The organism is Streptomyces sp. NBC_00659 (genome assembly GCF_036226925.1).
Classification (GTDB): Bacteria; Actinomycetota; Actinomycetes; order Streptomycetales; family Streptomycetaceae; genus Streptomyces.
The window spans coordinates 33,732-52,400 of the sequence record NZ_CP109031.1 but is presented as its reverse complement, the minus strand read 5'-3'; the positions used below and the strand labels follow the sequence as shown (position 1 = coordinate 52,400).

The 18,669-nt window shown below is 72.6% G+C and carries 1 protein-coding gene and 1 pseudogene; both read right to left on the bottom strand.

The window, feature by feature from the left end:
- Nucleotides 1-6: 6 nt before the first annotated feature.
- Nucleotides 7-6,849 (bottom strand): annotated as a pseudogene (locus OG410_RS00090) (type I polyketide synthase); the annotation flags it as partial.
- A gap of 37 nt (nucleotides 6,850-6,886) precedes the next feature.
- On the bottom strand, nucleotides 6,887-18,601 hold the full coding sequence (locus OG410_RS00085) for an SDR family NAD(P)-dependent oxidoreductase (RefSeq protein ID WP_443063866.1): 11,715 nt from the start codon (nucleotides 18,599-18,601) through the stop codon (nucleotides 6,887-6,889).
- Nucleotides 18,602-18,669: the final 68 nt, after the last annotated feature.

Below are 18,669 nucleotides of genomic sequence, written 5' to 3'. Positions count from 1 at the left end.
GGAGTGTGAAAGGTCCTCGAGGATCGTGAAGTGGTTTCCGGGCACGTCCAGCCGGTCGTCCGCGAACTCCCAGTCCGCCCGCCAGCCGTCCCCGTCCGGCGCCTCCTGCGCGAAGTGCTCGGAGGCACGGATCAGCAGCGTCCGGGTGGCCAGGCCCCGCGGCTCCCAGCCCTCGAAGACCCGGATGTAGCCGCCCATCGCCGACAACCGCTCGTCGCTGAGCAGGTCGAAGGTGTTCTCGCGGTCGAGCATCGCCTTCGCCATCTCCGTGGCGGCGGGCGAGTTCTGCATCGCCGACGGCGAGGAGCTGTCGAGCAGCACCATCGCCGCGGCCGGCGAGCCCAGTTCCTCCAGCCGCTGGGCCACCGCGTGCGCGACCCAGCCGCCCGCCGAACGTCCCACCAGCACGAACGGCCGCCCGGCCGCGCACCGCAGGGCCGCCTCGGCATGCGCCCCGGCCAGCGCGGTCACATCCGCCGGCAGGCTCTCCCCGCCGACGAACCCCGGCTCCGGCAGCGCCCACACATCCCGTACGTCCCTGAAATACGCGGCGAAACGGGCGTACTCGTGCGGACCCGCCACCGGGCTGAACGACGGGAAGCAGACCAGCACCGGCCCGTCACCGTCCGCCGGACCGGTCGCCAGCCGCACCGGCTCCGGAAGAACCCCCTCAGCCGGCGTACGGAACTGCTCCTGCAGCAGCGACGCGGCCTTGAGCACCTCCTGCGCCTCGTCGAACTTGCCCAGCTCACAGGCCCGCCAGTACAGCGACCCGATCGGCCCCGGCCCCTCTCCGGCCGCCTCGTCCGCCACCTCGCGCGCGCCGAGCTGCTCGGCCAGATACGCGGCCAGCCGCTCGGGCGTCGGATGGTCGAACATCAGCGTCGCGCCGAGCCGCAGCCCGGTCAGCGCCTTGAGCCGGTTGCGCAGCTCCACTGCGGTCAGCGAGTCGAACCCGGACTCCAGGAACGACCGCTGCGCCACCACCCCACCGGCGTCCGCATACCCGAGCACTGCCGCGGACTGCTCCCGCACATGCGCCAGCAGCGCATCCACCCGCTCGCCCTCCGGCAACCCCGCCAGCCGCGCGGCCTCCCCAGCGTCGGCCACCGGAACGGCCGCACTTTCCCCGAGCGTCGAAACCACGCTCTGCAGCGAGCTCTCGAGCCAGTAGTGGGTGTGCTGGAAGGGGTAGGTGGGCAGGTCGACGGTTTTGGCGCCGGTGTCTGCGAGGTAGGCGGTCCAGTCGACGGGGGTGCCGTGGACGTGGAGCTGGGCGAGGGCCTCGACGAGTGCGGTGGGCCCGGTGTGCTTGCGGGTCTGGGTGGCGATGGACGTGGTGTCTTCGAGGGTGTCTGCGGCGAGGGCGGTGAGGATGCCGTCGGGTCCGATTTCGAGGAGGCGGGTGGTGTTCTGGTCGGCGAGGGTGCGCAGGCTGTCGTGGAAGCGGACGGCTTCGCGGATGTGGCGGACCCAGTAGGCGGGGGTGGTGAGCTGGTCGGGGTCGGCGGGTTGTCCGGTGAGGTTGGAGATGATCGGCAGGGTGGGGGAGTGGAACTCGACCGACTCCAGGACCTGTTGGAAGTCGTCGAGCATGGGTTCCATGAGGGGCGAGTGGAAGGCGTGGCTGACGGTCAGCCGTTTGACCTTCCGTCCCTGGGCCGAGAGTTCGGCGAGGACCGCTTCCACGGATTCTTCGTCGCCGGAGATGACGGTGGAGGTGGGTCCGTTGACGGCGGCGATGACGGCCTGTCCGCGGAGCAGTGGGGTGATTTCCTGTTCGGTTGCTTCGATGGCGGCCATGGCGCCGCCGGCGGGGAGGGCTTGCATGAGGCGTCCGCGTGCGGTGACCACGCGGGCGGCGTCGTCCAGGGTCCACAGTCCGGCGAGGTGGGCGGCGGTGAGTTCGCCGATGGAGTGTCCGGCCAGGGTGTCGGGGGTGATGCCCCAGCTGGTGACGAGCCGGTGGAGGGCAATCTCGAAGGCGAAGAGGGCGGCCTGGGTGTACTGGGTCTGGTCGAGGAGATTGTTGTCGGCCGCGAACATCACGTCCTTCAGCGGCCGGTCCAGATGGGTGTCGAGTGCGGCGCATGCGGCGTCCAGCGCGTCGGCGAAGACGGGGAAGGCGTCATACAACTCACGCCCCATACCGGCCTGTTGGGCGCCCTGACCGGTGAACAGGAACGCCGTCCGCCCGGCCTGGGCACTCCCGGTGAGGGCGCCGGGACTCCCCTCGGCCACGGCCGCGAGACCGGCGAGGAGTTCCTCCAGGTTGCTGCCGATGACCACGGCCCGTTGGTCGAGGCGGGCGCGGGTGGTGGCCAGCGACAGGGCGATCTCGGCGGGAGTGTGGTCGCGCCCGGAGAGGTGGGCGGCGAGCCGTGCGGCCTGGTCCCGCAGTGCTCCCTGGCTCTTGGCCGACAACAGCCAGGGGGTGACCGGCAGTTCGCGCACCGGTTCTGCCTCGGGCTGCTCCTTTGGCGGTGCCTGCTCGACGATGATGTGCGCGTTGGTGCCACTGATACCGAAGGAGGACACACCCGCCCGGCGCGGCCGGTCCGCCTCGGGCCAGTCCCGGGCTTCGGCCAGCAGCTCCACCGCGCCCGCCGACCAGTCCACATGCGGAGTCGGCTCATCCACGTGCAGGGTCTTGGGCAGCACCCCATGCCGCATCGCCTGCACCATCTTGATCACACCGCCGACACCGGCGGCGGCCAGTGTGTGCCCGATGTTGGACTTCAACGAGCCCAGCCACAAAGGCTGTTCGCGGTCCTTGCCATAGGTGGCGAGGAGGGCTTGTGCCTCGATCGGGTCGCCGAGTTTGGTGCCGGTGCCGTGTGCCTCCACCGTGTCCACATCGGCGGCCGTGATACGGGCGTTGGCGAGGGCCTGCCGGATCACCCGCTGCTGGGAGGGGCCGTTGGGGGCGGAGAGGCCGTTCGAGGCACCGTCCTGGTTGACGGCCGAACCACGGATGACACCGAGCACCTGGTGGCCACGGCGACGGGCGTCGGACAGCCGCTCGAGGAGCAGGACACCGATGCCCTCGGACCAGATCGTCCCGTCGGCCTCCGCCGCGAACGACTTGCACCGCCCGTCGGGCGCGAGCCCGCGCTGGCGGCTGAAGTCCAGGAAGGCGCCCGGCGTCGCCATGACGGTCACACCGCCGGCCAGCGCCATCGAGCACTCACCCGTCCGCAGGGACTGCGCGGCCAGATGGATCGCGACCAGCGAGGACGAGCATGCCGTGTCGACGGTCACCGCCGGCCCTTCGAGACCGAAGGTGTAGGAGACCCGGCCCGAGACCACACTGGCGGCGCCTCCGCTGGAGAGGTAGCCCTCCAGCTCCTCCGGCACCTTCTCCAGCCGGGTCCCGTAGTCGTGGGCGACGACACCCGCGTACACACCGGTCTGGCTGCCGCGCAACGACGCCGGATCGATCCCGGCCCGCTCGAACGCCTCCCAGGACGCCTCCAGCAGCAGCCGCTGCTGCGGGTCCATCGCGAGCGCCTCACGCGGACTGATCCCGAAGAACTCCGCGTCGAACTCCGCCGCGTCGTGCAGGAAGCCCGCCTCACGGACGTACGTACGGCCGGAGACGCCCGGGTCGGGATCGTAGAGGCTGTCGATGTCCCAGCCACGGTCGGAGGGGAACGGACCGATGGCGTCCGTGCCCTCCACCACCAGCCGCCACAGCTCCTCGGGCGAGCCGACCCCGCCGGGGTAACGGCAGCTCATCGACACGATGGCGACCGGCTCGTCGAGCGCGGCCGCCGTGACCCGCGCGGCGGCCTGCGGCTCGCCGTTGCCGAGCAGTTCCGCCCACAAGTGGTCCGCGAGCCGCTGCGGGGCCGGGTGGTCGAAGACGAGGGACGCGGGCAGCTCGACCCCGATCGCCGCACGCAGCCGGTTTCGGAACTCCACGGAGGTCAGCGAGTCGAACCCCAGATCCTTGAAGGCACTCTCCGGCTCGACCTCGTTGACATCCGCATGCCCGAGCACGCCCGCGGCCTCGGCCCGTACGAGGTCCAGGAGCGCGCGCTCCTGCTCGGCGCGGGGGAGCGCAGCCAGCTGCTGTACCAGAGTCGGGCCGTCAAGGGCCGCATCGGCGTCCTCGGGGACGGCCTGTGCAAGGACCGTCTTCTTGGGGGTGTTCGGTTCGAGCCAGTAGTGGGTGTGCTGGAAGGGGTAGGTGGGCAGGTCGACGGTTTCGGCGCCGGTGTCTGCGAGGTAGGCGCTCCAGTCGACGGTCGTGCCGTGGACGTGCAGGCGGGCGACGGCGTCGAGCAGGGCTTTGGGTCCGGTGTGCTTTCTGGTCTGGGTGGCGGCGGCGGTGGTGTCGTCCAGGTTCTGTTGGGCGAGGGCGGTGAGGACGCCGTCGGGTCCGATTTCGAGGAAGCGGGTGGTGCCCTGGTCGGCGAGGGTGTGCAGGCTGTCGTGGAAGCGGACGGCCTGGCGGATGTGGCGGACCCAGTAGGTCGGGGTCTGGAGGTCGGTGGGGTCGGCGGGTTGTCCGGTGAGGTTGGAGATGATCGGCAGGGTGGGGGAGTGGAACTCGACCGACTCCAGGACTTGTTGGAAGTCGTGGAGCATGGGTTCCATGAGGGGTGAGTGGAAGGCGTGGCTGACGGTGAGCCGTTTGACCTTCCGTCCCTGGGCGGAGAGTTCGGCAAGGACCGCTTCGACGGAGACTTTGTCGCCGGAGATGACGGTGGAGGTGGGTCCGTTGACGGCGGCGATGACGGCCTGTCCGCGCAGCAGGGGGGTTATTTCCTGTTCGGTTGCTTCGATGGCGGCCATGGCGCCGCCGGCCGGGAGGGCTTGCATGAGGCGTCCGCGTGCGGCGACCACCCGTGCGGCGTCGTCCAGGGTCCACAGTCCGGCCAGGTGGGCGGCGGTGAGTTCGCCGATGGAGTGTCCGGCCAGGGTGTCGGGGGTGATGCCCCAGCTGGTGACGAGCCGGTAAAGGGCAATCTCGAAGGCGAACAGGGCGGCCTGCGTGTACTGGGTCTGGTCCAGTGCCGCGTCCTCGGCCGCGAACATCACGTCCTTCAGCGGCCGGTCCAGATGAGCGTCGAGTGCGGCGCATGCGGTGTCCAGCGCGTCGGCGAAGACGGGGAAGGCGTTATACAACTCGCGCCCCATACCGGCCTGTTGGGCGCCCTGTCCGGTGAACAGGAACGCGGTGCGCCCGGCTTTGGCGGTCCCGGAGATGATCCCGGGGCGTCCCTCGGCCACGGTCGTGAGCCCCGCGATCAGTTCCTGCCGGTTCGCGCCGACGACGACGGCCCGCTGGTCGAAGCCGGTCCGTGACACGGCCAGCGACAGCGCCACATCCAGCGGCGACGCGTCCTGGTCACTGGTGACGTGCGCGGCGAGCCGTGCGGCCTGCTCCCGCAGCGCGGGCCGGCTCTTGGCCGACAACACCCAGGGCACAACGGGCAGTTCACGTCCCGGCTGGACCTCAGCCTGCTCGGCGGGCTCCTCGGCCGGTGCCTGCTCCAGGATCACATGCGCGTTGGTGCCGCTGATCCCGAAGGAGGACACACCGGCCCGCCGCGGCCGGTCGGCCTCGGGCCAGTCCCGGGCCTGGGCCAGCAGCTCCACCGCACCCGCCGACCAGTCGACGTGCGGGGTCGGCTCGTCGGCGTGCAGGGTTTTGGGCAGCACCCCGTGCCGCATCGCCTGCACCATCTTGATCACACCGGCCACGCCCGCGGCGGCCTGCGCATGCCCGATGTTCGACTTCAACGAGCCCAGCCACAGAGGCTGTTCGCGGTCGTCCTTGCCGTAGGTGGCCAGCAGAGCCTGTGCCTCGATCGGGTCACCCAGCTTGGTGCCGGTGCCGTGCGCCTCCACCGTGTCCACATCGGCGGCCGTGATACGGGCGTTGGCGAGAGCCTGCCGGATGACCCGCTGCTGCGACGGACCGTTCGGCGCGGTGAGGCCGTTGCTCGCACCGTCCTGGTTGACGGCCGAACCACGGATGACGCCCAGGACCTTGTGGCCCTTCTTCTGCGCGTCGGACAGCCGCTCCAGGAGCAGCACACCCACGCCCTCGGCGTAACCGAAGCCGTCGGCCGCCGCGGAGAAGGCCTTGCAGCGGCCGTCGCGGGCCAGCCCCCGCTGGCGGCTGAAGGCCACCAGCCCCTCGGGCGTCGAGACGACCGCGACGCCGCCCGCGAGGGCGAGTTCGCACTCGCCGAGCCGCAGGGACTGGGCCGCCAGGTGGATCGCGACCAGCGAGGACGAGCAGGCCGTGTCGACCGTGACCGCCGGGCCCTCCAGGCCCAGCGTGTAGGAGATGCGGCCGGAGACGACGCTCGCCGCGTTGCCGATGGCGAGATAGCCGTCGTCGCCGGCGGCGCCCGCGGCCAGCATCGCGTAGTCCTGGCCGCTGGTGCCGGCGAAGACGCCGACCCGGCCGCCGCGCACCGAGTGCGGGTCGATGCCCGCCCGCTCGAACGCCTCCCAGGAGGTCTCCAGGAGCAGCCGCTGCTGCGGGTCCATGGCGAGCGCCTCACGCGGGCTGATCCCGAAGAAGCCGGCGTCGAAGCCGCCCGCGTCGTCGAGGAAGCCACCGCCCTCGGCGTAGATCCTGCCCGGGGCGTCCGGGTCGGGGTCGTACAGGTTCTCCACGTCCCAGCCGCGGTCGGCCGGGAAAGTGCCGACCGCGTCCGTGCCCGCTTCGACGAGCCGCCACAGATCCTCGGGCGAACGCACCCCGCCCGGCAGCCGGCAGCTCATCGACACGACGGCGATGGGCTCGTACTTCTCCTCCTCGACCTCGCGCAGCCTGCGGTGGGCCTGACGGGCGTCGGTGATGGCCCGCTTGAGGTACTCGCGGAGCTTGTCTTCGTTGGTCGTCATGCGAGTTCTCTCCGTCTCAGCCTTCGAAGGTGCTGTCGACGAGGTCGAAGAGCTCGTCGTCGGTCGCCGAGTCCAGGTCGTCCGTGTCCTGCGTGGTGGCGTCGGACAGGCCGTGCCACACGGCCAGCAGCGCCTGGAGCCGCTGGCCGACGGTCGTGCGTTCGCCGTCGTCCGCGGTGACCGCGGCCAGCGCGGTCTCCAACTGGTCGAGGCCGGCCAGCAGCGAGGCGACAGCCGATGCCTCCGGCTCGTCGGGCAGTAGCTGTTCGCGCAGGTAGGCGGCGAGCGCCAGCGGGGTCGGGTAGTCGAAGACGAGCGTCGCCGGGAGCCGGGTCCCGGCCGCCGCCGTCAGCCGGTTGCGCAGCTCCACCGCGGTCAGCGAGTCGAAACCGAGCTCCTTGAAGGCGCGTTCCGGCTGGACGGAGTCCGCCGTGGCATGCCCGAGGACGGTCGCCGCGTGGGCACGGACCAGGTCCACCAGCACCGTGTCGCGGTCGGCAGGCGCGAGGCCCGCAAGCCGCTGTGCCAGCGAGGTGCCGCCGTCGGCCCGGTCGGCCGCGCCGGCCCGCTCCCGCCTGGCCGTGACCCGCACCAGGCCCTTGAGCAGCGGCGGTACGGAGCCGGAGGGGCCGGACAGCTTCGACGTGTCCAGGCGCGCCGGCACCAGGACCGCGTCGGCGTGCCCGCGGCCGGCATCGAACAGGGCCAGTCCGTCGCGGGTCGACAGCGGGGCCATGCCGCCCCGGGTCAGCCGCGCGATGTCGGCCTCCTCCAGGGTGCTGGTCAGCTCGCTGCGCTCGGCCCAGAATCCCCAGGCCAGCGACGAGGCCGTGAGTCCAGCGGCCCGGCGCCGCTGGGCGAGGGCGTCCAGGAAGGCGTTCGCGGCGGCGTAGTTGCCCTGGCCGGGACCACCGAAGGTGGCCGCCGACGACGAGAACAGCACGAACGCCGACAGGTCCAGATCGCTCGTCAACTCGTGCAGATGCAGGGCCGCGTCCACCTTCGGACGCATCACCCGGTCGACCCGCTCGGGGGACAGCGCCGCGATCACACCGTCGTCGACGTCACCGGCCGAGTGCACGACGGCGGTCAGCGGATGCTCGGCCGGCACCGAAGCCAGCAGCCCGGCGACCGCCGTCCGGTCCGTGACGTCGCAGGCCGCGACCCTCACCTCGGCGCCCAGCCCGGCCAGTTCGGCCGCCAGCTCCTGTGCTCCGGCGGCGGCAGGGCCGCGCCGGCTGGTCAGCAGCAGATGCCGTACGCCGTGTTCGGCCACCAGGTGCCGGGCGACCAGGCCGCCCAGGGTGCCGGTGCCGCCCGTGACCAGGACGGTGCCCTCAGGTTCGGGACGGCGCGGCAGGGTCAGCACCATCTTGCCGACGTGCCGGGCCTGGCTCAGATAGCGGAAGGCGTCCTTGGCGTGCCGGACGTCCCAGGCCCGCAGCGGCAGCGGCGTCAGCACGCCACGCTCGAACAGGTCGAGCACCTCGTGCAGCATCTCCCGGATGCGCTCCGGGCCGGCCTCCACCAGGTCGTACGCCCGATAGGCCACGCCCTCGTACGCCTCGGCCACCCGCGCCGCGTCCCGTACGTCGGTCTTGCCCATCTCGACGAACCGGCCGCCGCGCGGCAGCAGCCGCAGGGAGGCGTCGATGAACTCGCCCGCGAGGGAGTTCAGGACGACGTCCACGCCCTCGCCGCCGGTCCGGGCGGTGAACGCGGCCTCGAATTCCGTGTCGCGGGAGGAGGCCAAGTGGGCTTCGTCGAAGCCGAGTTCGCGCAGCACCTGCCACTTGCCGGGGCTGGCCGTGCCGTACACCTCGGCGCCCAGGTGGCGGGCGATCTGCGTGGCGGCCATGCCCACCCCGCCCGCGGCGGCGTGCACCAGCACCTTCTCGCCGCGCCGCAGACCGGCCAGGTCGACCAGGCCGTAGTACGCGGTCAGGAAGACCACGGGCACGGTCGCCGCCTGCGCGAACGTCCAGCCCCGCGGCATCCGCACCACCGTACGGAAGTCCGACACGGCGACCGTGCCGATGGCGCCCGGGAACAGGCCCATCACCTTGTCGCCCGGAGCGAGCCCGGTCACCGCCGACCCCGTCTGAAGGATCACGCCCGCACCTTCGCTGCCCACGATCGCGCCGCTGCCCGGGTACATGCCCAGGGCGATCAGTGCGTCGCGGAAGTTGAGACCGGCCGCCCGCACGGAGATGCGGACCTCGTGCGGCTGGAGCTCCTGCGTGGCGAGCTCGGGCCGGTCGACCAGGGCCAGCGTGTCGATCGTGCCCTCGGCCGTGCTCTCCAGCCGCCATTCGCCCAACCCGGCCGGCTCCGCCAGCGCGGGGCCGGCGGCGGCCCGGCCGAGCCGGAACGCCCGCGCCTTGCCGCCGCGCAGCGCCAGCTGCGGCTCCTCGCCCGCCAGCGCGGCGGGCAGCCGGTCCACGGACGCCGCGTCGACGTCCACCAGCGTGATCCGGCCCGGGTTCTCCGACTGCGCGGAGCGCAGCAGGCCCCAGACCGGGGCGAGCACCTCGTCGGGCAGCTCCTCGCCGTCGCGCACCGCGACCGCGCCGCGGGTCACGACGACCAGCCTGCTGTCCGCGAACCGCTCGTCGCCCAGCCAGCCCTGCACCAGCCCCAGCACCCGGCAGGTGACCTCGCGCACCGCCGCCGGAACGTCCGTGCGGGACCCGGCGGTCACGGGCAGCAGCACCACCTCGGGTACGTCGCCACCCACGCCCTTCAGGGCATCGAGCCCGTCGTACGAGGTCAGCGAAACACCCGCGATGTCCAGGGGCTCGCTGCCGAGCAACGCCCACGCACCGGCGACGGGCGCAGGCTCCGGCAGCGGTACCTCGGCCCAGTCGATGCGGAACAGCGCGTCGTGCGCGGCCTGCCGACCCGCGCCGAGCAGCTCCGCGGACGCCGGACGCAGCACCAGGGACTCCACGGTCGCGACCGGCGCACCCGTGGGATCGGCCACCGCGACCCGCACCCCGCCCGCGCCGTCCGGGGCGAGCCGGACCCGCAGCGCGGTCGCGGCGGCCGCGTGCACGGCCACCCCGCTCCAGGTGAAGGGCAGCAGATTCCTGCCCTCACCGGCGCCCGGCACCAGCGGAGCGATGCCCAGGGCGTGCAGCGCGGCGTCCAGGAGCGCCGGGTGCAAGGCGTACTGCGCCGCCTCGCTGTGGCTGTCCTCGGGCAGCCGGACCTCGGCGAACACCTCGTCGCCGCGCCGCCAGGCGGCCCGCAGGCCCCGGAACACCGGCCCGTACTGGATGCCGCCCGCGGTGAACCGGTCGTACAGGTCGGACACGTCGACCGGCTCGGCGTCCTTCGGCGGCCACAGCGTCAGCCCGCCGTCGCCCGGCGCGGCCGGGAGGGTGGTGAGGGTGCCGGTGGCGTGCCGGGTCCAGGGGGCGTCCGGTTCGGCGTCGTCGGGCCGCGAGTGCACGGTGAAGCCGCGCGCGCCGTCCACATCCGGTGCGGTGAGGGCCAGTTGGACACTGACCCCGCCCTTGTCCGGGAGTACCAGGGGCAGTTCCAGAGTGAGTTCGTCGAGGTTGCCGCATCCGGTGAGGTCACCGGCGTGGGTGGCGAGTTCGACGAAGCCGGTGCCGGGGAAGAGGACGGTGTTGTCGATGGCGTGGTCGGCGAGCCAGGGCTGGGCCGTGGTGGAGAGCCGTCCGGTGAGGAGCAGGCCCTCGCCGTCCGGAAGGGTGAGGATCGCGCCGAGCAGCGGGTGTCCGGCGGGCTTCAGCCCGGCGGCGGTGACGTCGCCGGCCTGTCCCGCGGATCCCTGGAGCCAGTAGCGGCGCCGCTGGAAGGCGTAGGTGGGCAGGTCGACGTGGGTGCCGGTGCGCTGGGGGAGGAGGGCGTCCCAGTCCAGTTCCACGCCCCGGGCGTGCGCCTCGGCCAGCGAAAGGAGGAAGCGGTCCCAGCCGCCTTGGTCGCGGCGCAGGGAGGCGAGTACGGCGGGGTCGGTGACGCCTGCTGCTTCTGCGGTGTCCTGGAGCGCGTGGGCGAGGACGGGATGGGGGCTCATTTCGATGAAGGTGCGGAAGCCGTCGGTGAGGAGGGTTTTGACGGTGGTGTGGAAGTCGACGGTCTCGCGGACGTTGCGGTACCAGTACTCCTGGTCGAGGTTGTGGGGGTCGAGGGGGCCGCCGGTGACGGTGGAGTAGAAGGCGATGTCGCTCTGGGCGGGGGTGATGGTTCCTATGGCTTTGAGGAGGCGGTCGCGGAGCTGGTCGACCTGGGGGGAGTGTCCTGCGGTGTCGACGCCGGGGATCTGTTTGGCGCGTGTGCCGTCGGCTTGTGCGGTGGTGATGATTTCGGTGATGGCTTGGGGGTCGCCGGAGACGGTGACGGTGGTGGGGCTGTTGACGGCGGCGATGCCGAGGCGTCCGGGCCAGCGCTGCAGCAGTTCGGTGGCTTTGTCCAGGGGCAGGGAGAGGGAGGCCATGGCGCCGTGGCCGGAGAGGGTGGCCCAGGCGCGGGAGCGTTCGACGATGATGCGGGCGCCGTCTTCCAGGGTGAGGGCTCCGGACAGGACGGCGGCGCAGACTTCGCCCTGGGAGTGGCCGATGACGGCGTCGGGGGTGACGCCGTGGGCCTGCCAGAGGGCGGCGAGGGAGAGCATGACGGTGAACAGCACGGGCTGGATGACGTCGATGCGTTCGAGTGAGGGTGCGTCGGGGCTCTGGCGCAGGACGTCCTTGACGGACCAGTCGAGCAGGGGGTCGAGGACGGCGGTGATGTCCTCGACGGAGCGGGCGAACACCTCGCTGGAGTCCAGGAGTCCGGCGGCCATCCCGGCCCACTGCGAACCCTGACCCGGGAACACGAACACCACACCACCCTCGGCGGCGACCGTGCCGCGCACCACGCCGAGCGACTCCCGCTCCTCCGCGACCGCGCCCAGCGCCTCCACCAGGGCGTCCCGGTCACTGCCGAGCACCACAGCCCGGTGGTCGAACCGGGCGCGCCCGGTCGCCAGCGCGTACGCCGTGTCCCCGAGGCCGGTCTCCGGCCGTTCGGCGAGGAACTCCGCGAGCCGCGCGGCCTGCTCACGCAGCCCCGCCTCCGACTTGGCGGACAGCGCGAGGGGCACCAGACCCGGCTCGGGCACGGCGGCGGGCGTCGCCTCGAGGGCCGGCGCCTCCTCCACGATCACATGCGCGTTGGTACCACTGATACCGAACGACGAGATGCCCGCCCGGCGCGGCCGGTCCAGCTCGGGCCACTCCCGGGCCTCGGTGAGCAGCTCGACCCGGCCCTCGGACCAGTCCACCTGGGACGTGGGCTCATCCACGTGCAGCGTCCTGGGCAGCACCCCGTGCCGCATCGCCTGCACCATCTTGATGATCCCGGCCACACCCGCGGCAGCCTGCGCATGCCCGATGTTCGACTTCAACGAGCCCAGCCACAAAGGCTGTTCACGATCCTGGCCATAGGTGGCGAGCAGCGCCTGCGCCTCGATCGGGTCACCCAGCCTCGTGCCCGTCCCATGGGCCTCGACCACATCCACGTCCGAGGTGCCGAGCCCGGCGCCCGCGAGTGCGGCCCGGATCACCCGCTGCTGCGAGGGCCCGTTGGGAGCCGTAAGACCGTTCGACGCCCCGTCCTGGTTCACGGCCGAACCACGCACCACCGCCAGCACACGGTGCCCCTTGCGCCGGGCGTCCGACAGCCGCTCCAGCAGCAGCAGCCCCACGCCCTCGGAGAACGCCGTACCGTCCGCACCGTCGGCGAACGCCTTCACGCGGTTGTCCGGCGACAGCGCCCGCTGCTTGCTGTACTCGGCGAACAGGTCGGCCGTGGACATCACCGCGACACCGCCGGCCAGCGCCAGGTCGCACTCCCCGCCCCGCAGCGCCTGCGCCGCCAGGTGCAACGCCACCAGCGACGACGAGCAGGCCGTGTCGACGGACACCGCCGGGCCCTCCAGACCGAACGTGTACGCGATCCGGCCCGACACCACACTCCCGGCGCTGCCCGTGCCGACGTACCCCTCGACCTCCTCCGGCACCGAGTGCAGGCGCAGCAGGTAGTCCTGGTACATCGAGCCGACGAACACACCCGTGCTGGTGCCGCGCACCGACTCCGGGTCGATCCCCGCCTGTTCGAACGCCTCCCAGGACGTCTCCAGCAGCAGCCGCTGCTGCGGGTCCATGGCGAGCGCCTCACGCGGGCTGATCCCGAAGAACTCCGCGTCGAAGTCCGCCGCGTCGTACAGGAACCCGCCCTCACGGGCGTAGCTCGTGCCGGGCGCGTCCGCGCCGAACAGAGCCTCGAGGTCCCAGCCGCGGTCCTCGGGGAACGCCGCCAGGGCGTCACTCTCCTCGGCCACCAGCCGCCACAGCTCCTCCGGGCTGCTCGCCCCGCCGGGGTAGCGGCAGCTCATGCCGACGATCACCACCGGGTCGTCCCCCGCCACCTCGGCGACCCGCACGGCCGCGGAGGTGTCCGTCGCCGCCCCCGAGCCCAGCAGCAGCTCGCCCAGGTGGACGGCGAGGACGGCGGGGGTCGGGTAGTCGAAGACGAGCGTGGCGGGCAGCCGCAGACCGGTGGCCGTGCTCAGCCGGTTGCGGAACTCCACCGCGGTCAGCGACTCGAAACCCAGCTCCTTGAACGGCCGTTTGGTGCCGATGCCCTGGGCGTCGTCGTAGCCGAGCACCGTCGCCGCGTGCGCCCGCACCAGGTCGGTCAGCGCCGTCGTCCGGTCCGCCTCCGGCAGCGCCGACAGCCGCCGCACCAGCTCCGAACCGGCCCCGCCGGGGGCCTCGTCGGCCGCGGCGGCAGCACTGCGCCGTACCGGGGCCGTCCGCACCAGGCCGCGCAGCAGCGCGTGCACCGACTCGGGACGGTCCCGCAGCGACGCCCGGTCCACCGGGCTGGGCACCAGCAGCGCGTCACCCAGCGCGCGGGCGGCGTCGAACAGCGCCAGCCCCCGCTCGCCGGTCAGCGCGCCCGCACCGGACCGCGCCATGCGCGCCACGTCCGCGGCATCCAGGTGCCCGGACATCTCCGAACGCTGCTCCCAAAAACCCCAGGCCAGCGACTGCGCGGGCAGGCCGTGCGCCCGCCGGTGCAGCGCCAGGGCATCGAGGAAGGCGTTCGCGGCGGCGTAGTTGCCCTGGCCGGGGCCGCCGAAGGTGGCCGCGGAGGAGGAGAACAGCACGAACGCGGACAGGTCCAGCTCACGGGTGAGTTCGTGCAGATGCAGCGCCGCGTCGACCTTCGGCGCCAGGACGCGCTCCAGATGCCCGGGCGTGAGTGAGGTGATGGTCCCGTCGTCCAGCGCACCCGCGGTGTGCACCACCGCGGTGAGCGGGTGCGCCGGGTCGACACCCCCGATCAGCCCGGCCAGCGCCGCTTTGTCGGTGACATCGCAGGCCGCGAAGATCACCTCGGCGCCGAACCCGGCCAGTTCGGCGGTGAGTTCCGCCGCCCCGGCGGCATCGGGGCCGCGCCGGCTGGTCAGCAGCAGATGCCGTGCGCCGTGCTCGGCCACCAGGTGCCGGGCGAGCAGCCCGCCCAGCGTCCCGGCGCCGGTGATCAGCACGGTGCCCTCGGGGTCCAGGGCGGCCGGGGACGACCGGTCCGCACGTTGCGGCCTGGCCAGCCGCGGCGCGAACAAATCCCCGTCACGTAGCGCGAGTTGAGGCTCCCCGCTCGCGAGTGCGGCGGCGAGCAGCGCGGCCGACGGTGCCCCGTCCGTCGACGGGTCGAGGTCGAGCAGCGCGAACCGGTCCGGGTTCTCGGACTGCGCCGAGCGCACCAGGCCCCAGACGGGGGCGAGCGCCAGGTCCGTCACGTCCTCGCCGTCCCGCACCGCGACCCCGCCACGCGTCACGATCACCAGCTGCCGGTCCGCGAACCGCTCGTCGCCCAGCCAGTCCTGAAGAACCCTCAGAACATCCGCGGTGGCCGACCGGACGGCCTCGGCGAGCCCGGCCGCGTCCGTGAAGGCGGGCGGCTGCGGGGTGTGGAACACCGACCGGGGCTCGCCCGACGCCTCCGGCAGCCCGAACCGGTCGGCGCCCAGCACCGTCCAGCCCTCGCCCGTCCCCTCGGCGGACACGGGCGTCCACTCGATCCGGAACAGCGCGTCGGCCACCGGGTCGGCGGCGGCCCGCAAATGGTCGCGCGGCACCGGCCGCAGCACGAGCGAGTCCACGCTCGCCACCGGGCCGCCCGAGGCGTCGGCCGCCTCCAGGGCGATGCCCTCGCCCGCCGTACGGGACAGCCGCACGCGCAGCGCGGACGCCCCGGCCGCATGCAGGCTGACACCGCTCCACAGGAACGGCACCAGCCCGTCCCCGGTGTCGGTCAGCGACCCCAGGCCCAGGGCGTGCAGGGCGGAGTCGAGAAGCGCGGGGTGCAAGGCGTACTGTGCCGCCTCGCTGTGGCTGTCCTCGGGCAGCCGGACCTCGGCGAACACCTCGTCGCCGCGCCGCCAGGCGGCCCGCAGGCCCTGGAACACCGGCCCGTACTGGATGCCGGTCGCGGCGATCCGGTCGTACAGGCCGTCGATGTCGACCGGTTCGGCGCCCTGCGGCGGCCAGGCGTGGAAGTCGTACGCCGTCTGCCGGGCCGCCGGCGCCGAGACGCCCAGGGTGCCGGTGGCGTGCCGGGTCCAGGGGGTGTCCGGTTCGGCGTCGTCGGGCCGCGAGTGCACGGTGAAGCGCCGACTGCCGTCCTCGTCCGGGCCGTCGACCCGGAGCTGCACCTGGACCGCGTCCCGCGCCGGCAGCACCAGCGGGTGCTCCAGGGTGAGTTCGTCGAGGTTGCCGCATCCGGTGAGGTCACCGGCACGCGTGGCCAGTTCGACGAAGCCGGTGCCGGGGAAGAGGACGGTGTTGTCGATGGCGTGGTCGGCGAGCCAGGGCTGGGCCGTGGTGGAGAGCCGTCCGGTGAGGAGCAGGCCCTCGCCGTCGGGGAGGGTGAGGATCGCGCCGAGCAGGGGGTGCCCGGCGGGCTTGAGGCCGGCGGCGGTGACGTCGCCGGCCTGTCCCGCGGATCCCTGGAGCCAGTAGCGGCGGCGTTGGAAGGCATAGGTGGGCAGGTCGACGTGGGTGCCGGTGCGCTGGGGGAGGAGGGCGTCCCAGTCCAGTTCCACGCCCCGGGCGTGCGCCTCGGCGAGGGAGCGGGCGAAGCGGTCCCAGCCGCCTTGGTCGCGGCGTAGTGAGGCGAGTACGGCGGGGTCGGTGATGCCTGCTGCTTCTGCGGTGTCCTGGAGTGCGTGGGCGAGGACGGGATGGGGGCTCATTTCGATGAAGGTGCGGAAGCCGTCGGTGAGGAGGGTTTTGACGGTGGTGTGGAAGTCGACGGTCTCGCGGACGTTGCGGTACCAGTAGTTCTGGTCGAGTTCGAGTGGGTCGAGGGCTTTGCCGGTGACGGTGGAGTAGAAGGCGATGTCGGTCCGGCGGGGGGTGATGGTTCCCAGGTTGTCGAGGAGGCGGTCGCGGAGTTGGTCGACCTGGGGGGAGTGTCCTGCGGTGTCGACGCCGGGGATCTGTTTGGCGCGTGTGCCGTCGGCTTGTGCGGTGGTGATGATTTCGGTGATGGCTTGGGGGTCGCCGGAGACGGTGACGGTGGTGGGGCTGTTGACGGCGGCGATGCCGAGGCGTGCGGGCCAGCGCTGCAGGAGTTCGGTGGCTTTGTCCAGGGGCAGGGAGAGGGAGGCCATGGCGCCGTGGCCGGAGAGGGTGGCCCAGGCGCGGGAGCGTTCGACGATGATGCGGGCGCCGTCCTCGAGGGTGAGGGCTCCGGACAGGACGGCGGCGCAGACTTCGCCCTGGGAGTGGCCGATGACGGCGTCGGGGGTGACGCCGTGGGCCTGCCAGAGGGCGGCGAGGGAGAGCATGACGGTGAACAGCACGGGCTGGATGACGTCGATGCGTTCGAGTGAGGGTGCGTCGGGGCTCTGGTGCAGGACGTCCTTGACGGACCAGTCGAGCAGGGGGTCGAGGACGGCGGTGATGTCCTCGACGGAGCGGGCGAACACCTCGCTGGAGTCCAGGAGTTCGGCGGCCATCCCGGCCCACTGCGAACCCTGACCCGGGAACACGAACACCACACCACCGGACGGAGCGGTCGTCGACCGCACCACGTTCGCCCGCGGCTCGTCGTCGGCCAACGCCGCGAGTCCCGCCGCCAGTTCCGCGCGCTCCGTACCGAGCACCACACCCCGGTGCGCGAAGTGCGTGCGCGTCGTCGCGAGCGCGTGACCCGCGTCGGCGGGGGCCACTTCCGGATGCTCGGCGAGGAACTCCGCGAGCCGCGCGGCCTGCTCACGCAGCCCCGCCTCCGACTTGGCGGACAGCGCGAGGGGCACCAGATTCGGCTCGGGTACGGCGGCGGGCGCCGCCTCGAGGGCCGGCGCCTCCTCCACGATCACATGCGCGTTGGTACCGCTGATACCGAACGACGAGATGCCCGCCCGGCGCGCCCGCTCTCCGGCCGGCCAGTCCACCGCCTCCGTCAGCAGCCGCACCGACCCGGACGACCAGTCGACGTACGACGACGGCTCGTCCGCATGGAGCGTGCGCGGCAGAACCCCGTGGGCCATGCCCAGCACCATCTTCATCACGCTGGCCACCCCGGCGGCGGCCTGCGTGTGCCCGATGTTCGACTTCACCGAGCCCAGCCACAGCGGCCGTTCGCGGTCCTTGCCGTAGGTGGCGAACAGGGCCTGCGCCTCGATCGGGTCACCGAGCCTGGTGCCCGTGCCGTGCGCGTCCACGGCGTCCACGTCGGCGGCCTTCAGCCGGGCGGCTGCCAGAGCCTGACGGATCACGCGCTGCTGTGCCGGCCCGTTGGGCGCGGTCAGACCGCTGCTGGCACCGTCCTGGTTGACCGCCGAGCCGCGGATCACACCCAAGACCCGGTGGCCATGGCGACGGGCGTCCGAGAGCCGCTCCAGGAGCAGGATGCCCACGCCCTCGGCCCACCCGGCCCCGTCCGCGTCCGCCGAGAACGCCTTGCAGCGGCCGTCCGGCGACAACGCGCCCTGCCGGGACAGCTCCACGAACGGCGCCGTGTTCGGCAGCAGCGTGACACCGCCGGCCAGCGCCAGCTCACACTCCCCGCCCCGCAGCGCCTGCGCCGCCAGGTGGATCGCGACCAGCGACGACGAGCAGGCCGTGTCGACGGTCAGCGCCGGGCCCTCCAGCCCGAGCGTGTACGCGATCCGGCCCGAGGCGATGCTCGCCGCGCTGCCCGTGCCCAGATGGCCCTCCAGGCCCTCCGGCGGATTGTCCCCGGCCAGCGAGGCGTACTCCTGCGTGTTGCTGCCGATGAACACACCGGCCTTCTGCTCGCACCGCGCGGGCACGATCCCGGCCCGCTCGAAGGCCTCCCAGGACGTCTCCAGCAGCAGCCGCTGCTGCGGGTCCATGGCGAGCGCCTCACGCGGGCTGATCCCGAAGAACTCCGCGTCGAAGTCCCCCGCGTCGTACAGGAACCCGCCCTGCTTCACATAGCTCTTGCCGGTCTTGTCCGGGTCCGGGTCATAGAGGGCCTCGACGTCCCAGCCGCGGTCGGCCGGCATGTCCCCGACGGCGTCCCGGCCCTCGGCCAGCAGCCGCCAGAAGTCCTCCGGAGAGTGCACCCCGCCGGGGAAACGGCAGCTCATGGAGACGATCGCGATCGGCTCGTGTGCGGCGGAGGCCAGCTGCTGGTTCTGCTGCCGCAGCCGGCCGATCTCCTTGAGGGAGTCCCGCAGAGCCTCAACGACGGCCTCGGGAGAGGTGTTCGGCTTGTTCGTCATTCGCTGTCCAGCTCCCGCGATGA